Annotated in this window: 14 protein-coding genes and 1 pseudogene; 9 read left to right on the forward strand and 6 right to left on the reverse strand. The window is 60.4% G+C overall.

Going from position 1 to position 17,025, the window contains the following annotated elements; genetic code table 11:
- Positions 1-236 precede the first annotated feature (236 nt).
- The 7 genes from AAEZ09_RS14105 (at position 237) to AAEZ09_RS14135 (ending at position 7,193) form a co-directional block, all read left to right on the forward strand.
- Positions 237-1,151 carry a glutamate/aspartate ABC transporter substrate-binding protein gene (locus AAEZ09_RS14105; RefSeq protein WP_045058062.1) on the forward strand — a complete coding sequence of 305 codons (915 nt, stop codon included), beginning with the start codon at positions 237-239 and terminating at the stop codon, positions 1,149-1,151.
- Positions 1,152-1,341: 190 nt separating this feature from the next.
- On the forward strand, positions 1,342-2,088 hold the full coding sequence (locus AAEZ09_RS14110) for an amino acid ABC transporter permease (protein WP_205891654.1): 747 nt from the start codon (positions 1,342-1,344) through the stop codon (positions 2,086-2,088).
- Positions 2,088-2,759: an amino acid ABC transporter permease gene (locus AAEZ09_RS14115; RefSeq protein ID WP_045058015.1), complete on the forward strand. Its 672-nt coding sequence runs from the start codon at positions 2,088-2,090 to the stop codon at positions 2,757-2,759. Before AAEZ09_RS14110 ends, AAEZ09_RS14115 begins: the two co-directional genes overlap by 1 nt.
- Positions 2,756-3,490 (forward strand): amino acid ABC transporter ATP-binding protein, encoded by a 735-nt coding sequence (locus tag AAEZ09_RS14120; RefSeq protein WP_045058016.1) that lies wholly within the window; start codon positions 2,756-2,758, stop codon positions 3,488-3,490. The genes AAEZ09_RS14115 and AAEZ09_RS14120 overlap by 4 nt, the downstream gene beginning before the upstream one ends.
- 138 nt (positions 3,491-3,628) lie before the next feature.
- Positions 3,629-5,530: a two-component sensor histidine kinase AauS gene (gene aauS / locus AAEZ09_RS14125; protein WP_205891653.1), complete on the forward strand. Its 1,902-nt coding sequence runs from the start codon at positions 3,629-3,631 to the stop codon at positions 5,528-5,530.
- Entirely contained in the window at positions 5,527-6,855 is a 1,329-nt protein-coding gene (aauR, locus tag AAEZ09_RS14130) for a two-component response regulator AauR (protein ID WP_045058018.1), read from the forward strand. Before aauS ends, aauR begins: the two co-directional genes overlap by 4 nt.
- A gap of 8 nt (positions 6,856-6,863) precedes the next feature.
- Positions 6,864-7,193, forward strand: coding sequence for a GlpM family protein (locus AAEZ09_RS14135; protein ID WP_163019478.1), 330 nt, complete (start codon positions 6,864-6,866; stop codon positions 7,191-7,193).
- A gap of 1 nt (position 7,194) precedes the next feature.
- Here AAEZ09_RS14135 and AAEZ09_RS14140 read toward each other — a convergent pair whose 3' ends face one another.
- The 3 genes from AAEZ09_RS14140 to metE all read right to left on the reverse strand — a co-directional run bounded on the left by AAEZ09_RS14140 (position 7,195) and on the right by metE (position 11,534).
- Positions 7,195-7,863 carry a DsbA family oxidoreductase gene (locus tag AAEZ09_RS14140; protein WP_350599816.1) on the reverse strand — a complete coding sequence of 223 codons (669 nt, stop codon included), beginning with the start codon at positions 7,861-7,863 and terminating at the stop codon, positions 7,195-7,197.
- 171 nt (positions 7,864-8,034) lie between these two features.
- Positions 8,035-9,054, reverse strand: coding sequence for an alpha/beta fold hydrolase (locus tag AAEZ09_RS14145; protein ID WP_205891652.1), 1,020 nt, complete (start codon positions 9,052-9,054; stop codon positions 8,035-8,037).
- Between the two features lie 167 nt (positions 9,055-9,221).
- Positions 9,222-11,534 (reverse strand): 5-methyltetrahydropteroyltriglutamate--homocysteine S-methyltransferase, encoded by a 2,313-nt coding sequence (metE, locus tag AAEZ09_RS14150; protein WP_350599817.1) that lies wholly within the window; start codon positions 11,532-11,534, stop codon positions 9,222-9,224.
- A gap of 121 nt (positions 11,535-11,655) precedes the next feature.
- On the opposite strand from metE, the gene metR reads away from it, so the two are divergent.
- Positions 11,656-12,573, forward strand: coding sequence for a transcriptional regulator MetR (gene metR / locus AAEZ09_RS14155; protein WP_350599818.1), 918 nt, complete (start codon positions 11,656-11,658; stop codon positions 12,571-12,573).
- 200 nt (positions 12,574-12,773) lie between these two features.
- Here the strand turns inward: metR and AAEZ09_RS14165 are convergent.
- From AAEZ09_RS14165 to nosR, 3 genes and pseudogenes are all read right to left on the reverse strand, one after another.
- Positions 12,774-12,956: pseudogene (locus AAEZ09_RS14165) on the reverse strand (LysE family translocator); the annotation flags it as partial.
- 24 nt (positions 12,957-12,980) lie between these two features.
- Entirely contained in the window at positions 12,981-13,409 is a 429-nt protein-coding gene (locus AAEZ09_RS14170; RefSeq protein WP_045058025.1) for an NUDIX hydrolase, read from the reverse strand.
- Positions 13,410-13,485: 76 nt separating this feature from the next.
- Positions 13,486-14,853, reverse strand: coding sequence for a response regulator c-di-GMP phosphodiesterase, NosR family (gene nosR, locus AAEZ09_RS14175; RefSeq protein WP_350599819.1), 1,368 nt, complete (start codon positions 14,851-14,853; stop codon positions 13,486-13,488).
- Between the two features lie 262 nt (positions 14,854-15,115).
- On the opposite strand from nosR, the gene AAEZ09_RS14180 reads away from it, so the two are divergent.
- The gene (locus AAEZ09_RS14180; protein WP_045058027.1) at positions 15,116-16,990 is read left to right on the forward strand and encodes a putative bifunctional diguanylate cyclase/phosphodiesterase; all 1,875 of its coding nucleotides are present in this window, start codon (positions 15,116-15,118) and stop codon (positions 16,988-16,990) included.
- Positions 16,991-17,025 lie beyond the last annotated feature (35 nt).

Raw genomic sequence — 17,025 nt, forward strand, 5'->3', positions numbered from 1 at the left:
CTACCTGTCGATCTATTCGGTTAACCGGATCATTGCACTCTCTAAAACCCGCAACAAATAATTAATCCCCTTATAAATCAACACTTTGATCTACAGCCCCAGGTCTGGCACGAGTCATGCTCTACACTCTTGGACGAATACCTATTGTGCCGATCCATCAGGCGCACCAGGCATTCGAAGCACAAAAAGGGCCGATGAACTGGCTCCATAAAAAAAACAATGTCGAGGAAAATTTGATGCGTATCGTTCCCCACCTCCTGGGCGCAGCCATTGCTGCCGCTCTGATTAGCACTCCAGTTTTCGCCGCCGAACTCACCGGCACACTGAAGAAGATCAAAGAGTCCGGCACCATCACCCTCGGGCATCGTGACGCTTCCATTCCGTTTTCCTACATCGCGGACGCTTCCGGTAAACCGGTCGGCTACTCCCACGACATTCAGCTGAAAGTGGTCGAAGCGCTGAAAAAAGACCTGGACCTCCCGGACCTGAAGGTCAAATACAACCTGGTCACCTCGCAAACCCGTATCCCGCTGGTGCAGAACGGCACCGTGGATCTTGAGTGCGGTTCAACCACCAACAACGTTGAACGCCAGCAGCAAGTGGACTTCTCCGTCGGCATCTTCGAAATCGGTACTCGTCTTCTCTCCAAGAAAGACTCCACGTACAAGAACTTCGACGACCTCAAGGGCAAGAACGTCGTGACCACTGCGGGCACCACGTCCGAGCGCCTGCTCAAGTCGATGAACGCCGACAAGCAAATGGGCATGAACGTCATTTCCGCCAAAGACCACGGCGAGTCCTTCCAGATGCTGGAATCGGGCCGCGCCGTTGCGTTCATGATGGACGACGCACTGCTGGCCGGTGAAGCCGCCAAAGCCAAGAAGGCCACTGATTGGGCAGTGACCGGTGATCCACAGTCCTACGAAATCTACGGCTGCATGGTCCGCAAGGGCGACGAGCCGTTCAAGAAGGCTGTAGACGCTGCCATCGTGGCCACCTACAAGTCGGGCGAGATCAACAAGATCTACGAAAAATGGTTCATGGCGCCAATCCCGCCAAAAGGCCTGAACCTGAACTTCCCGATGAGCGACGAGCTCAAGGCCCTGATCGCCAATCCGACCGATAAAGCGGCTGACGACAAGAAATCCTGATTTCTGACTAACCTTACCTCCTGACGGGACCGAAATCCCTTCAGGGGGTTGTCACTCCCTGCTGGCATTTTCTGGAAACACTCGAACCGGTGGCTGTCGAGCCGCTCGTGTGTGCCTGACTATCATGGTCGGGGCGGGAACGGAGCTTCCCCAAGCGGGCACTTGTATATCGATCCGAGGGGAGACCCGAATGAATTACAACTGGGACTGGAGCGTGTTCTTCAAGTCCACCGGCGTGGGCAGCGAGATCTATCTCGACTGGTACCTCACCGGTCTGGGCTGGACCATCGCCATCGCCATCGTGGCATGGATCATTGCCCTGACACTGGGCTCGATCCTGGGTGTCATGCGCACCGTACCGAACCGCTTCGTATCGGGCATCGCGACCTGCTACGTCGAACTCTTCCGTAACGTGCCACTGCTGGTGCAGCTGTTCATCTGGTACTTCCTGGTGCCCGACCTGCTGCCGCAGAATCTGCAGGACTGGTACAAGCAGGACCTCAACCCGACCACTTCGGCCTTCCTCAGCGTCGTGGTGTGCCTTGGCCTGTTCACTACCGCTCGCGTTTGCGAACAGGTGCGTACCGGCATCCAGGCATTGCCCCGTGGCCAGGAAGCCGCTGCTCGCGCAATGGGCTTCAAGCTGTCGCAGATCTACTGGAACGTGCTGCTGCCCCAGGCTTACCGGATCATCATTCCGCCGCTTACCTCGGAATTTCTCAACGTCTTCAAGAACACGTCCGTCGCCTCGCTGATCGGCCTGATGGAGTTGCTCGCACAGACCAAGCAGACCGCCGAGTTCTCCGCCAACCTGTTCGAAGCCTTCACCCTGGCGACACTGATCTACTTCACCTTGAACATGAGCCTGATGCTGCTGATGCGCCTGGTCGAGAAGAAAGTTGCCGTGCCGGGCCTGATCTCCGTAGGGGGTAAATGATGGAATTCGACTTCTCGGGCATCATCCCGTCCCTGCCGGGCTTGTGGAACGGCATGGTCATGACCCTGCAACTGATGGCGCTGGGCGTCGTCGGCGGGATCATCCTGGGCACCATCCTTGCGTTGATGCGCCTGTCCCACAGCAAAGTGCTGTCGAACATTGCCGGTGCCTACGTCAATTACTTCCGTTCGATCCCGCTGCTGCTGGTCATCACCTGGTTCTACCTGGCGGTGCCGTTCGTGCTGCGCTGGATCACCGGCGAAGACACGCCGATCGGCGCGTTCGCCTCGTGCATCGTGGCGTTCATGATGTTTGAAGCGGCGTACTTCTGCGAAATCGTCCGGGCCGGCGTGCAGTCGATTCCCAAGGGACAAATGGGCGCGGCCCAGGCCCTGGGCATGACGTACAGCCAGATGATGCGGTTGATCATCCTGCCCCAGGCGTTCCGCAAGATGACCCCGCTGCTGCTGCAACAGAGCATCATTCTGTTTCAGGACACCTCGCTGGTCTACGCCGTCGGCCTGGTGGACTTCCTCAATGCTTCGCGCGCCAGTGGCGACATCATCGGCCGCTCCAATGAGTTCCTGATCTTCGCAGGTCTCGTGTACTTCACAATCAGCTTTGCCGCCTCGCTGCTGGTCAAGCGTCTGCAAAAAAGGTTTGCCGTATGATCTCTATCAAGAATGTCAACAAGTGGTATGGCGACTTCCAGGTACTGACTGACTGCAGCACCGAGGTCAAGAAAGGCGAAGTGATCGTGGTGTGCGGGCCTTCCGGTTCCGGCAAATCCACCCTGATCAAGTGCGTGAACGCCCTGGAACCCTTCCAGAAAGGTGACGTGGTAGTCGATGGCACATCCATCGCCGACCCCAAGACCAACCTGCCAAAACTGCGCTCGCGCGTCGGCATGGTGTTCCAGCACTTCGAACTGTTCCCACACCTGACCATCACCGAAAACCTGACCATCGCGCAGATCAAGGTGCTCGGCCGCAGCAAGGAAGAAGCTACGAAAAAGGGCCTGCAGTTGCTTGAGCGGGTCGGGTTGTCTGCCCATGCGCACAAGCATCCGGGCCAGCTTTCCGGTGGCCAGCAGCAGCGCGTGGCGATTGCCCGCGCACTGGCGATGGACCCTATCGTCATGCTGTTCGACGAACCGACCTCGGCGCTCGACCCGGAGATGGTCAACGAAGTGCTCGACGTGATGGTGCAACTGGCCCACGAAGGCATGACCATGATGTGCGTGACCCACGAAATGGGCTTTGCCCGCAAAGTGGCCGACCGCGTGATTTTCATGGACGCAGGCAAGATCATCGAAGACTGCAAGAAAGAGGAATTCTTCGGCGACATCAGCCACCGCGCCGAGCGTACGCAGCATTTCCTCAACAAGATTCTGCAGCACTAAAAGCCAACGGTCTCCCCCTGTAGGAGCTGCCGCAGGCTGCGATCTTTGATCTTGATTTGGTGATTGATCGCAGCCTTCGGCAGCTCCTACACGGGATGCCGGATGACCTGTTGTTGTGGTTGACCCAAGGCATCTGTGATGAAATGCGACCCCACTCTCTATCGCGCCGCGCCGCCATCACTCGCCGTGAAACCCCGTCTGATTCGCCATCTGTTCCTGCCGCCGCTGGTCATCGCCCTGATGATTGGATTGGGTTACGTCGGCTTCTGGGTCAGTGAACATTTCGGCATCCGCAGCCTCAGCGAAAACGGCCAGCGCCAGCTGGAACTGCATGCCCGCGCCGTCGAAAGCGAAATCAGCAAATACACCTACCTGCCCAGCCTGCTGGAACTTGAATCCAGCGTGTCAAAGCTGCTCGACGATCCATCGCCGGAACACCGGCAGACGGTCAATGAATACCTCGAAGGCCTGAATCGGCGCAGCCGCAGCCGGGCCATCTATGTCATGGACACCACCGGCCGCGTCATGGCCACCAGCAACTGGCGCGATGTCGACAGTTACCTGGGCGAAGACCTGTCCTTTCGCGCCTATTTCCAGAACGCCGTGCGCGGTCAGCCGGGGCGCTTCTACGGAATTGGCAGCACCAACGGCGAACCGGGTTATTACCTGGCCCACGGCCTTGAGGAACAGGGCAAGATCATCGGCGTCGCGGTGGTCAAGGTGAGGCTGGAAGCCATGGAAGAACGCTGGCAGCGTGCTCGCCTGGAAGCCTTCGTCAGTGATGAAAACGGCATCATCATTCTGTCCAGCGACCCGGCACGACGGCTCAAGTCGGTCATCCCGTTGAGCGACGAAACCAAGGAGAAACTCGCCCGCAGCCTGCAGTATTACTGGTTCCCGTTGAATGAGCTGCAACCCCTGGCGCGGGAAAAACTGGCCGAGGGTGAGGAGAAACTGACCTTCCCCGCCAACAGCGAGGTGGAGTCCGCCCAGGAGGACATCAGCTACCTGTCGCAGACCCGCCCCTTGAGCGACACACCGTGGAATTTCACCCTGCTCACGCCCCTGCAGGACTTGCGCCGTGAAGCGATCAACCAGGGGATCCTGGTGGCTGTCGCGTTCGCCCTCGTGGCGTTCCTGCTGATCGCCTGGAACGAACGGCGCAAGGTTATCGCTACCCGCCTTGCCGCCCGGGAAGCCCTGCAGGAAGCGAACAATCAACTCGAGCGTCGGATTACCGAACGCACAAGTGACCTGCGCGCCAGCAATGAACGACTCAAGGGCCAGATCCGCGAACGGCGCCAGGCTGAAGAGACGTTGCGCAGGGCCCAGGATGAACTGGTACAGGCAGGCAAACTGGCGGCGATTGGCCAGATGTCCACCAGCATTGCTCACGAACTGAACCAGCCGCTCGCCGCCCTGCGGACCTTGTCCGGCAACACCGTGCGTTTTCTGGAACGCGGTCAGCTCGACGTCGCCAGTACCAACCTCAAGACCATCAACGAGCTGATCGATCGCATGGGCCGGATCACCGCCAGCCTGCGTTCCTTCGCCCGTCGTGGTGACGACAAGGGCCAGGCCAGCCTCGGCAAGGCGGTAGAGGCTGCGCTGCAACTGCTCGGTGCCCGTCTGGAAAGCGCGCACTTGCAGCTGCACCGCGAATTCGCCGATGTCCAGGTGCAGATCGACCAGACTCGCCTTGAGCAGATTCTGGTCAACCTGATCGGTAATGCCCTGGATGCCATGCAGGCCCAGCCCCTGCCGCAACTGTGGCTGGAGGGTGAACCCCACGATGGCAAATATCGCCTGCGGGTGCGTGACAATGGCCATGGCATCGACGCCGAGGCGCGCAAACATCTGTTCGAACCCTTCTTCACCACCAAACCCGGCGAACAGGGCCTGGGCCTCGGCCTGACCCTGTCCGCCAGCCTGGCCGCCGCCACTGGCGGGCACCTGGGTGTCGAGCACCCGGCCAATGGTGGAACCTCCTTCGTTCTCAGTTTACCGTTGGTAAGCCCCCTTCACGCCGAGCCCCTATGAACCACGAACTGAGTGTGCTGATCGTCGAAGACGACCCTCATGTGCTGCTGGGCTGCCAGCAGGCGCTGACCCTGGAAGACATTCCCTGCGAAGGCGTGGGCAGCGCCGAGGAAGCACTGGAGCGGGTCGGCGAAAACTTTGCCGGGATTGTCATCAGCGATATCCGCCTGCCTGGCATCGACGGCCTGGAACTGCTGACCCGGCTCAAGGAACGTGACCGCAGCCTGCCCGTGGTGTTGATTACCGGGCATGGCGACATTTCCATGGCGGTCGGCGCCATGCAAAAAGGCGCCTATGACTTCATGGAGAAGCCGTTCTCCCCGGAACGCCTGGTCGACGTCGCCCGTCGCGCGCTGGAGCAACGTAGCCTGGCGCGGGAAGTCTCCTCGCTACGCCGGCAATTGGCCGAGCGCGACTCGCTGGAAGGCCGGATCATCGGCCGCTCACCGGCCATGCAGAATCTGCGGGAGTTGATCGCCAACGTCGCCGACACCTCGGCCAACGTACTGATCGAAGGCGAGACCGGCACCGGCAAGGAGCTGGTCGCGCGTTGCCTGCACGATTTCAGCCGGCGCCATGCCAGGCAGTTCGTCGCGTTGAACTGCGGCGGCCTGCCGGAGAATCTGTTCGAAAGCGAGATCTTCGGTCACGAAGCCAATGCCTTTACCGGCGCGGGCAAACGGCGCATCGGCAAGATCGAACACGCCGACGGCGGCACGCTATTCCTCGATGAAGTGGAAAGCATGCCGTTACCGCTGCAAATCAAACTGCTGCGGGTTCTGCAGGAACGGACCCTGGAGCGCCTCGGTTCGAACCAGAGCGTGGCGGTGGACTGCCGGGTGATCGCCGCGACCAAATCCGACCTGGACGAATCGAGCAAAGCGGGTGAGTTCCGCAGCGACCTGTATTACCGACTCAATGTGGTCACACTGGAACTGCCACCGCTGCGAGAACGCCGCGAGGATATCCTGCAACTGTTCGAGCATTTCCTGCAGCAGTCCTCCCTGCGCTTCGACCGCGCGGTGCCTGACCTGGACAACCAGACCCTGTCGAACCTGATGAGCCATGACTGGCCGGGGAATGTGCGCGAATTGCGCAACGTCGCCGAGCGCTTCGCCCTCGGCCTGCCGGCCTTCAAGAAATCCGGCGCCAGCGGCAGCAATCAGGGCCTGGCGTTCGCCGAAGCGGTCGAAGCCTTCGAGCGCAATTTGCTGGTGGATGCGTTGCAGCGCAGCGGCGGCAATCTGACCCAGGCGAGCCAGGAACTTGGAATGGCCAAGACCACGCTGTTCGACAAAGTGAAAAAATACGGGTTGAGCCACTGATGGACCTGATTCTAAAGGCGAGCCTGGGCGCGGCGGTGGTGCTGATCCTCGCCGCGCTGGCCAGGACCAAAAACTATTACATCGCCGGGCTGGTACCCCTGTTCCCGACCTTTGCCCTGATCGCGCATTACATCGTCGGCAAAGGCCGGTCGCTGGATGATCTGAAGACCACCATCGTGTTTGGCATGTGGTCGATCATCCCGTACTTCATCTACCTGGCCACGTTGTACGTGATGGTCGACAAGATGCGGCTGGAAGCCTCACTGGCGGTGGCAGCGGTGGCCTGGCTGATTGCGGCCACCGTGTTGGTCGGCGTGTGGGTGCGCTTTCAAACCTGAGCTATTGATTCACCGTGCCGCCCTTGGCTTCACTCATGATCTGCCGAATTGCACCCACGAACGTCTCCACAGGTTGTCCGCCGCTGATCGCATACTGACCGTTGAAGACCACGGTCGGTACCGAACTCACTCCGCGGGACAACCAGAGCTGTTCTTCTTCCCGAACTTCCCGGGCGAATTCGTCTGACGCCAGGATCGCCTCGGCCCGCTGCTGATCCAGCCCGACACTCGCGGCAATCCGCGCCAGTTGCTGATGATCGGACGGGTTGGCTCCATCGCTGAAATACGCCTTGAACAGCGCCTCCTTCAGGTTGAACTGCAACCCTTCCAGCCCTGCCCAATACAACAGGCGATGGGCATCGAAGGTGTTGTAGATGCGGCTGTTGCCGTCCGTGCGGAAAGCAAAACCGACATCGGCACCGCGCTCGCGGATCATCTCGCGATTTTTCTGCGACTGCTCAGGCGTGGAGCCGTATTTCTCGGTGATGTGCTCGGTGATGTTCTGGCCTTCGGGTCCCATCTTCGGGTTCAGCTCGAATGGCTGGAACCGGATCTCGGCCTGGACCTCGTCACCCAACAGATCAAGGGCCTGGGTCAGGCCGTACAGGCCGACGACACACCAGGGGCAGGATACATCGCTGACAAAATCGATTTTCAGGGGGGTAGTCATCACTCACCTCGCAGACTGGAACGCGTCGCAAAGGTCCAACGATACACCCGTAGGCGCTGCCAGAGGCTGCGATCTTTTGATTCTGGTCTAGAGCGATCTGGGCAAGATCAAGATCAAAAGATCGTCCGAACGCGGCCCGAGCCTGCGGCAGCTCCTACAGGGACCGGGGGGTTATAGGAGATTGGGGGCCGGTAACGGGTCAATCTGCGCCCAATGCGACGTGTCTTCGCGGTGAGCCTGCAAATAGGGCAGCACCGCCGCCAACAGCGGCGCCTTGAACGCTTCCTGGAATCGATGTGCCAGTCCCGGAATCAGCTTCAACTGACTTCCGTGAATATGCGCCGCCAGGTGCACGCCATGCATGACCGGCAGCAACGGATCAGCCGTACCGTGCACCACCAGGGTTGGCACCCGCAGTTGATTGAGCAGCGCCACCCGACTCGGTTCCGCGAGGATGGCCATGATCTGGCGTTTCACGCCTTCGGGGTTGAACGCCCGGTCATAGGATTGCGCCGCCTGTTGCAGCAACGCCTGGCGATCATCACTCACCGTCGGGCTGCCCAGCGCCGCGAGCAGATCAGCCTGTTGTTCCAGCGCTGCTTCGCGATTCGGCGCACCACGACGCGCAAGCAACTGCACCAACGCCGCACTCGGTGCAGGCAGTCCTTCGGCACCGGAACTGGTCATGATCAGGGTCAGGCTCTCGACCCGTTGCGGCGCCATCGCCGCCATGTGCTGGGCAATCATTCCGCCCATGCTCGCGCCCAGCACGTGGAACTGCTCAACGTGCAAGGCATCCATCAACCCAAACGCATCATCAGCCATGTCGGTCAGGGTGTAGGGCGCGGACACTGGCAAACCAAGTTTGTAGCGCAGCACCTCGAAGGTCAGGTTGGCGTCGACGGGTGCCTGGCGCCACGTCGAGAGACCGACATCGCGGTTGTCATAACGGATCACCCGAAAGCCTTGCTGACACAGCGCGACAACCACTTCGTCCGGCCAGTGAATCAACTGGCCGCCAAGTCCCATCACCAGCAACAGCGCCGGATCCGAAGCACGGCCAATACTCTGATATGCCAGGCTTACCTGTGCCAGATCGGCTCGTTCAGTTGGAACATCGACATCGCAACGCGAAGCCGCCATCGACGGCAGGCCGAACAACAACGCGGCCAGTAAAAGAAATAAACGCATGAAAAAACACCGAAACGCAGAACCCCAGTAGAGCGCGAGTCTGATGAAGTTTGTTCAAGCGCGCTGCCACAGTTCCATGACAGTTTGATGAAGAGTGCCGAGCGGTCATATTCGCAACCATGCGATCGTTGATGGTCGGATCGCCGCCCGGAGCATGCGCCGCCAGGCTATGCCAATCGAGTGCGCAACTGCCGCGCTGCCGCCACCATGTTCACCAGCGCAGCTTCGGTCTCCGGCCATGCACGGGTCTTCAGTCCGCAATCGGGATTGACCCACAGGCGCTCGGCCGGAATCCGCTTGGCGGCCTTGCGCAGCAAGTTGACCATCTCGACAGTATCCGGCACTCGCGGCGAGTGGATGTCGTAGACGCCCGGCCCGATATCATTCGGGTAGTCGAACGCCTCGAAAGCCTCCAGCAATTCCATGTCCGAACGTGAGGTTTCGATGGTGATTACATCGGCATCCATGGCCGCGATGGCCTGGATCACGTCGTTGAATTCGCTGTAGCACATATGGGTGTGGATCTGGGTTTCGTCACGGACACCCGAGGCGGTCAATCGGAACGCTTCCACCGCCCAGTCGAGGTACTCCTGCCATTGCGCCCGACGCATTGGCAGGCCTTCGCGGAACGCAGCCTCATCGATTTGCACGATCTTGATGCCGGCTTTTTCCAGGTCCACCACTTCGTCACGCAGTGCCAGGGCCAACTGTTGAGCCTGGACTTTGCGCGAAACATCTTCCCGTGGGAACGACCACATCAGCATGGTCACCGGCCCGGTCAGCATGCCCTTCATCACCTTCTCGGTCTGATTTTGGGCATAGGTAATCCAGTCCACCGTCATGGCCTTGGGACGGCTCAGGTCGCCATAGATGATCGCCGGTTTCACACAACGGGAGCCGTAACTCTGTACCCAGCCGAACCGGGTGAAGGCATAACCGTCGAGCTGCTCGGCGAAGTACTCGACCATGTCGTTGCGCTCGGCTTCACCATGCACCAGCACATCCAGGCCCAGGCGCTCCTGGACTTGCACGGCGTGCCGGATTTCGCTGTGCATGGCATCGGTATAGTCGTTGGCAGACAGCTTGCCCTGCTTGAATGCCTGGCGCGCCAGGCGGATCGCACCGGTCTGCGGGAACGAGCCAATGGTGGTCGTGGGAAATGCTGGCAACTGCAGGCGAGCACGCTGTTGTTCAATACGCTGGGCAAACGGTGATTGGCGCCGGCTGTCAGCGGCACTTACCGCCGCAACACGAGCCTGCACGGCAGTCTTGTGAATACGCGGCGATTCGGCACGACTGGCCTCAATGGCATTGCTTTCAGCCAGCGCCGCTCGCACCTTGGGCGCTTGTGGATCGTTAAGCGCGTCACGCAGCACGGCGATCTCGCCACACTTTTGCACGGCAAACGCCAACCAGCTTTTCAGTTCCGGATCGAGTTTGTCTTCGCGATCCAGATCCACGGGGCTGTGCAGCAGCGAGCAGGAACTGCTGACCCACAGGTTGTCGCCAAAGCGTTCCTGGGCCGGTTGCAATTGCGCCAGCACCGATTCCAGTTCGCAGCGCCACACATTGCGCCCGTTCACCAGGCCCACGGACAGGATCTTGTAGGTCGGCAGGCGATCAAGCACCTGGCCGAGTTGATCCGGCGCACGCACGGCGTCGATGTGCAGGCCTTGCACCGGCAGGCCGACCGCCAGGCCGAGGTTGTCTTGCAGACCACTGAAGTAGGTCGCCAGGAGTTTTTTCAGCGGTGAGTACTGGAGGATGTGGTAGGCGCGTTCGAATGCGCTTTTCCACGCCTGAGGCAGGTCCAGGGTCAGGATCGGTTCGTCGATCTGTACCCATTCCACGCCTTGCGTGGCAAGGCGACTGAGGATTTCGTTGTAGACCGGCAACAGCCGTTCGAGCAGATCGAGCCGGTCGAAGTCGTCGCCCTTGGCCTTGCCCAGCCACAGGTAGGTGAGCGGGCCGATGATCACCGGCTTGACGGTGTGGCCGAGCGCCAAGGCTTCGTCGACCTCGTCGAACAGTTGCTCCCAGCTGAGTTTGAACTGCTGATCGGCGCTGAACTCCGGAACCAGGTAATGGTAGTTGGTGTCGAACCACTTGGTCAGTTCCTGGGCGTATTGCGCCTGGCCATGCTCACTGCCGCAGCAGCTGGCGGTGGCGCCACGGGCCATGGCAAACAGGGTATCGAGGGTCGGCAGGCCGTTCTCGTCTTTGGCGCCGTCAAAACGCTGTGGGATCACGCCGAAGGTCAGGGAATGGGTCAGCACCTGGTCATACCAGGCGAAGTCGCCTACCGGCAGCAAATCGATGCCGGCGTCTTTCTGCAGCTGCCAATGGGTGGCACGCAACTGCCGGCCGACGCTGTGCAGCGCATCCTGGTCGAGGTCGCCCTTCCAATACGATTCAAGGGCTTTTTTCAGTTCGCGGTCTGCGCCGATGCGGGGAAAACCAAGTGTGTGGGCCAACGCCATGGGGAATGCTCTCAATCAAAAGGGGACGTGAAACATGGCGCTATTGTCGACAGACAGGGCAACATGAGACAAACTCAACCTTTTCGTGTTGATCACAAGTTTTCCTCATGGAGACACCCCGGTGCTTGAAATCCGCCACCTGAAAACCCTGCACGCCTTGCGCGAAGCTGACAGCCTGGTCGATGCGGCCGACCGCCTGCACCTGACCCAGTCGGCCCTGTCCCACCAGTTCAAAGAGCTGGAAGAACGCATGGGCATGCCGCTGTTCGTGCGCAAAACCAAGCCTGTGCGCTTCACCAGCGCGGGTTTGCGCCTGCTGCAACTGGCTGATGCGACACTGCCGCTGCTGCGTGGCGCCGAGCGCGACATTGCCCGGCTGGCCGGCGGCACGGCGGGACGCTTGCACATGGCTATCGAATGCCACAGTTGCTTCCAGTGGCTGATGCCGACCATCGACCAGTTCCGCGACGCCTGGCCGGAAGTCGAACTGGACCTGGCCTCGGGCTTTTCCTTCGCCCCGCTGCCGGCCCTGGCGCGCGGCGATCTGGACCTCGTGGTGACTTCGGACCCGCAGGAGCTGGCGGGTATCACCTATGTGCCGCTGTTCACTTACGAGGCAATGCTTGCGGTGGCCAACCAGCATCGTCTGGCGAGCAAGGCGTACATCGTGCCCGAAGACCTGATCAGCGAGACCTTGATCACCTACCCGGTGGAACGCGACCGGCTGGACATCTTCACCCGCTTCCTGGAGCCGGCCGACACCGAACCGGCGCAGGTTCGCACCTCCGAACTCACGGTGATGATGATGCAACTGGTGGCCAGCGGTCGTGGCGTATGCGGCATGCCCCATTGGGCGTTGCATGAATACAGCTCACGGGGTTATGTGAAGGCCAAGCGCCTTGGCGAGAAAGGCTTGTTCGCGACGTTGTACGCAGGAATTCGTGCGGACATGCTGGATGCGCCTTACATGCGCGACTTCCTGCTGACCGCCAAGGACACCTCGTTCTCGACGCTCGATGGCGTCAGTGCCGTCCGGTAGGAGCGAGCTAGCTCGCGATGGACGCCAACGATGACGCGGGAAACCTGACACCCCTCGGCGCACTCAGGTTTTTCGCGAGCGAGCTCGCTCCTACACGGTTCGGCTGACATCGATTACGTGGAAAGCCTCACAGCCTGAGCCGTCCCTGGGCTTTTCAGGTTGCCTTACGCTGCTCCAGCATCAAGCGCACCGCCAGCGCCGCCAGCACACCCCCCATGAAATACCGCTGCACTGCCAGCCAGCCCGGGTTGTGGACGAACCACGCCAGCCTTGCGTCCCTGGCAGATGGAGCGGGAAATGAGATAGATCATGTTCGGCCCGGGCGTGAGCACCATCAGCAACGCCGCGGCGGCGAAAATCAACAGGTCGTGGAGTGGAATCATGGGCAATCCTTCGTCCGTAAAAGATCAGGCAGTCGCGATGAGCGAAGCTCGATAAAACGGCAGGATCAGGTCCCGTGTCAATGGCGCCAGCAAGACATCGCCATCGGTGGCCGGATCGATCCAGATCACCTCTTCGATCTCCGCCGCCGGCGACACGTCAGTCGCAATCGCCAGCTGAAACAGCTCTGCCTGCACGACAAAACCCGGCTCATTGGCGGCCGGGGCGCTGAACTGGCCGAGGTAGGCGGCGTGCGCAGGATCGATCAACAGCCCCAACTCTTCCTCCAACTCCCGCGCCAGCGCGTGCACCGGTTGCTCCTGGGCTTCGATCTTGCCACCGGGCTGCATGAAGGCGGTGGTACCGCGTTTACGTACCAGCAGCGTGCGCCCGTCCGGGCCGATCAGCAGCGCCGCGGCAATGTGGATGACGCGGGGGGTTGAAGTAACGGTCATGAAGGAAAACCTGCCCTGGATAAAAAACCCAAGGATACAGGTCCGCCTGTCCGTTCCCAATGGATCAGTACAACGCCTAAGCCCTCTCCTGCGCGTGCGCAACATTAGCCGGCGGCTCCTGCGGGACCTTTACAAAGATGCTGTACTTCGCCCCTTCCATGGCTTCAAAGGCGATGAGTTTCTCCACCAGTGCCCCGTTCAACACCTTGCCGGCGTTAAGCAGCAGCATGCCATTGTCAGCATTGAGGTTGCGCGCCAGGATCATGCCCGCCGTCACGTCGCGAGTAGTCAACACCTTGACCGCGGGGTCGGCCAGCGAGACATCGCTCTGGCAGGCGGCGCAGACCTGGATGAAATCTTCCACCATCCCCGGGTCATAGAGCCGTCCCACATAGTTGCGGATATAGAGCAGAGCTTCATCGCTGTTCATCTGCCGCTCCAGAATCAGCCCGCGTTGCAACTCGATGAAATCCACCGCCAGTTTCAGCAGCCGCGAACCAAAGGGAATGGCCTCGCCCTTGAGCCGGTCGGGAAAACCGGTGCCGTCCCAATGCTCCTGATGGTGAAGGATCAGGCGGGCCGCATCCTTCATCGGGTCGAGGGTCATCAGCAACGTCTCGCTTTGTTTCGGATAACCGCGATAACGCTCGCGGTCGTTGTGATGCAGCAAGTCCGCCGGGGCGGTCATCATGCTGTCCGTCCAGCTCAGCTTGCCAATGTTGTAGAGCGCTGCGGCCATGGTCAGGTCGCGACCGGTGGCTTCATCCACCCCATGGCGGTTGCAGTACACCCGCACCAGCTCGATGATCTGGCGATTGGTCTGCTTGGCCGGCGGCAAGCGCAAATTGGCCAGCAGTGAAAACACCTCGGTACCCGTGACGTAGCTGCGCTTGAGCTCTTCGTAGGCCAGGTCGAGCATATCGGCCGTCTGCTGCAATTCGGCAGTGCGCGCGGCCACATGCTTTTCCAGCGTGGCATTGAGTCGCTTCAGCTGCTCGTTCTGCTGATCGGTTTCCTGCACCAGGCGCAGGCGTTCGCGCTCCGAGTGCTGGTAGGCGAGTGATTGGCGCAGGGTGAGCAGCAGCTCCTCATCGTGCCAGGGCTTGCTGATGTAACGATGAATCTGCCCTTCGTTGATCGCCTTGATGATGGCCGCGGGATCGGCGTAGCCGGTAAGCATGATTCGCGTGGTATGGGGATAAAGCTGGTGGACATGCGCCAGGAACGTGGCGCCATCCATATTGGGCATGCGGGCATCGCTCATCACCAGGTCGATGGGCTGCAGCGCCATGATCTCCAGCGCCTGGGCACCACCGGTTGCCAGCAGCACGTCGTAGGGTTGACCGCGCAGCAGGCGGCGCAGGCTATTGAGAATCGACTCCTCATCATCAACCAGCAGCACTTTGGGTTTATGACTCAAAGTGGTGGGGGGTTGCTCTTCCATGATGTCACCTCGGATAACACTGCTGCATCGCCGGGTCCGGGCGGGGTGGACAGCGCCTGAAAGCGGAGTCTGGCCTACAGGCTAGATGAAATTGAGCGCCTTCCGGCAAATGATTTCATTTTGCCAGCGCGAAGCACTGGCCAGAGGTCTATGCTCAGGTGACTCGGATCCTTTATCTGTACGTTCGGCCAGGTGATCAGGGAAAGGATACCCCTCCTATGAGCACACTCCACGAAACCGTTGCCGGCTTCGGCTCACGTCAATGACGACCCTGCTGGCGCGGACCAACCGGCGCATTCTGATCATCGACGATGCACCGTCGATTCATGCGGATTTCCGCAAGATCCTCGCTCCCGCCATCGACGACGAACTGGCCCTGGCCGACGCCGAGGAAGCCCTGTTCGGCACGCAGCCGGTGGAGCGCCTGACATTCCAGCTCGACTCCGCCTATCAGGGGCAGGAAGCCCTGGCGCGAGTCCAGCAGGCCCTGGTGGAGGGGCGACCTTATGCGATGGCCTTCATCGACATGCGCATGCCACCGGGCTGGGATGGCCTGGAAACCATCGAGCAACTGTGGAAGGCCGACCCGCAGCTGCAGATCGCCCTGTGTACGGCTTACTCCGACTACAGCTGGGAAGACATCGCCGAGCGGCTGGAATTCGGCGATCAATTGCTGGTGCTGAAAAAGCCTTTCGACAGCCTGGAAATCCGCCAGATGGCCAGCGCCATGACCTGGAAATGGCAGATGGCCCAGGACGCGGCATTAAAAGTCTTGAGCCTGGAACAGACCATCGAGGCACGGGTCCACGAACTGCTCAAGGTCTCGCACCTGCTGCAATACGACGTGCTCACCGAACTGCCCAACAGCACGTTACTCGGGGACCGCTTGAACCAGTCACTGGCCCTGTCCCGGCGCCATGACAAACAACTGGCGGTGATGTTTTTCGGGCTCGATCGCTTCAAGCGCATCAACAACGCGCTCGGCCATCCCGCCGGCGACCAGATGCTCAAATTGGTCGGGCGCAACATGGTGGCGGCGGTGCGTGCGTCCGACTCGGTGTTCCGCTATGGCTCGGACGAGTTCGTGGTGATCCTCGCCGACATTCGCCATCCCCAGCAGACCACCGGCATCGCCGAGAAACTCCTGAACGCGATCCGGGCGCCCCAGCACATTGCCGGCCACGAATTGAGGGTCACCGCCAGCCTGGGTATCAGCCTCTATCCAGACGACGGTTTTGATGCGATTTCGCTGATCAAGAAAGCGGAAACCGCAATGCGCAACGTCAAGGAGACCGGCCCGGACAGCTACCGCTTTTTCATCGAAGAAATGAACCAGCGCGCCTTGTACCAGCAAAGCATGGAGACCGGCATCCGCCTGGCGCTGGCTCGCAACGAATTTGTCCTGCACTACCAACCCAAGCTGGACCTTCGCAGTGGCCAGGTGGTCGGCGCCGAGGCCTTGATCCGCTGGCACAAGCCCGGCCACGGCCTGGTCTATCCATCGGCATTCATCGCAGTGGCCGAAGACAGCGGCCTGATCGTGCCGCTGAGCAAATGGGTCCTGGCCGAAGCCTGTCGACAGAGCTGCGCGTGGCGGGCAGCCGGGCTGCCACCGATCTGCATGGCAGTGAATATGTCAGCCATTGATTTCCGTCAGCGGGATTTTGTCGATGGCATCGAGCAGATCCTCGCGCAAACCGGCATGGAGCCGGCCCTTCTGGAGCTGGAGATCACCGAAAGCGTGTTGATGCAAAACATCGAGTCCACCGTTACCTCCCTGCAACGGATCAAGGCACTGGGGGTGCGCCTGGCCATCGACGACTTCGGCACCGGTTACTCCAGCCTGAGTTACTTGCGGCGCTTTCCCATCGACGTCCTGAAAATCGACCAGTCATTCATTCGCGGCTTGGGCAGCGACAGCAACGACGCAGCGCTGGTCAGCGCCATCATCAGCCTGGGGCGCAGCCTCAAGCTGACCATCATTGCCGAAGGGGTGGAAACCGCTGAGCAACTGGACTTCCTCAAGGCCCAGCACTGTGAGGAAGTCCAGGGCTACTACTTCAGCAAAGCGGTGGAGCCCGAGGTATTCGTTCGCTATGTGGAGTCGCTGAGGCCCTCCTTGTCGAACCTCCCGTGAATCCGATCCAACGACACTCATGCCCAGCGCCAAGG

This window comes from Pseudomonas sp. 65/3-MNA-CIBAN-0223, assembly GCF_040310425.1.
GTDB lineage: Bacteria > Pseudomonadota > Gammaproteobacteria > Pseudomonadales > Pseudomonadaceae > Aquipseudomonas > Aquipseudomonas gregormendelii.

Excerpts from the sequence above, each read along its gene's own strand:
- aauS (WP_205891653.1), top strand. The coding sequence starts at position 3,629 with ATGAAATGCGACCCCACTCTCTATCGCGCCGCGCCGCCATCACTCGCC.
- metE (WP_350599817.1), bottom strand. The coding sequence starts at position 11,534 with ATGGCGTTGGCCCACACACTTGGTTTTCCCCGCATCGGCGCAGACCGC.
- AAEZ09_RS14110 (WP_205891654.1), top strand. The coding sequence starts at position 1,342 with ATGAATTACAACTGGGACTGGAGCGTGTTCTTCAAGTCCACCGGCGTG.
- nosR (WP_350599819.1), bottom strand. The coding sequence starts at position 14,853 with ATGGAAGAGCAACCCCCCACCACTTTGAGTCATAAACCCAAAGTGCTG.
- AAEZ09_RS14105 (WP_045058062.1), top strand. The coding sequence starts at position 237 with ATGCGTATCGTTCCCCACCTCCTGGGCGCAGCCATTGCTGCCGCTCTG.
- aauR (WP_045058018.1), top strand. The coding sequence starts at position 5,527 with ATGAACCACGAACTGAGTGTGCTGATCGTCGAAGACGACCCTCATGTG.
- AAEZ09_RS14115 (WP_045058015.1), top strand. The coding sequence starts at position 2,088 with ATGGAATTCGACTTCTCGGGCATCATCCCGTCCCTGCCGGGCTTGTGG.
- AAEZ09_RS14145 (WP_205891652.1), bottom strand. The coding sequence starts at position 9,054 with ATGCGTTTATTTCTTTTACTGGCCGCGTTGTTGTTCGGCCTGCCGTCG.
- AAEZ09_RS14140 (WP_350599816.1), bottom strand. The coding sequence starts at position 7,863 with ATGACTACCCCCCTGAAAATCGATTTTGTCAGCGATGTATCCTGCCCC.
- AAEZ09_RS14170 (WP_045058025.1), bottom strand. The coding sequence starts at position 13,409 with ATGACCGTTACTTCAACCCCCCGCGTCATCCACATTGCCGCGGCGCTG.
- AAEZ09_RS14120 (WP_045058016.1), top strand. The coding sequence starts at position 2,756 with ATGATCTCTATCAAGAATGTCAACAAGTGGTATGGCGACTTCCAGGTA.
- AAEZ09_RS14180 (WP_045058027.1), top strand. The coding sequence starts at position 15,116 with ATGACGACCCTGCTGGCGCGGACCAACCGGCGCATTCTGATCATCGAC.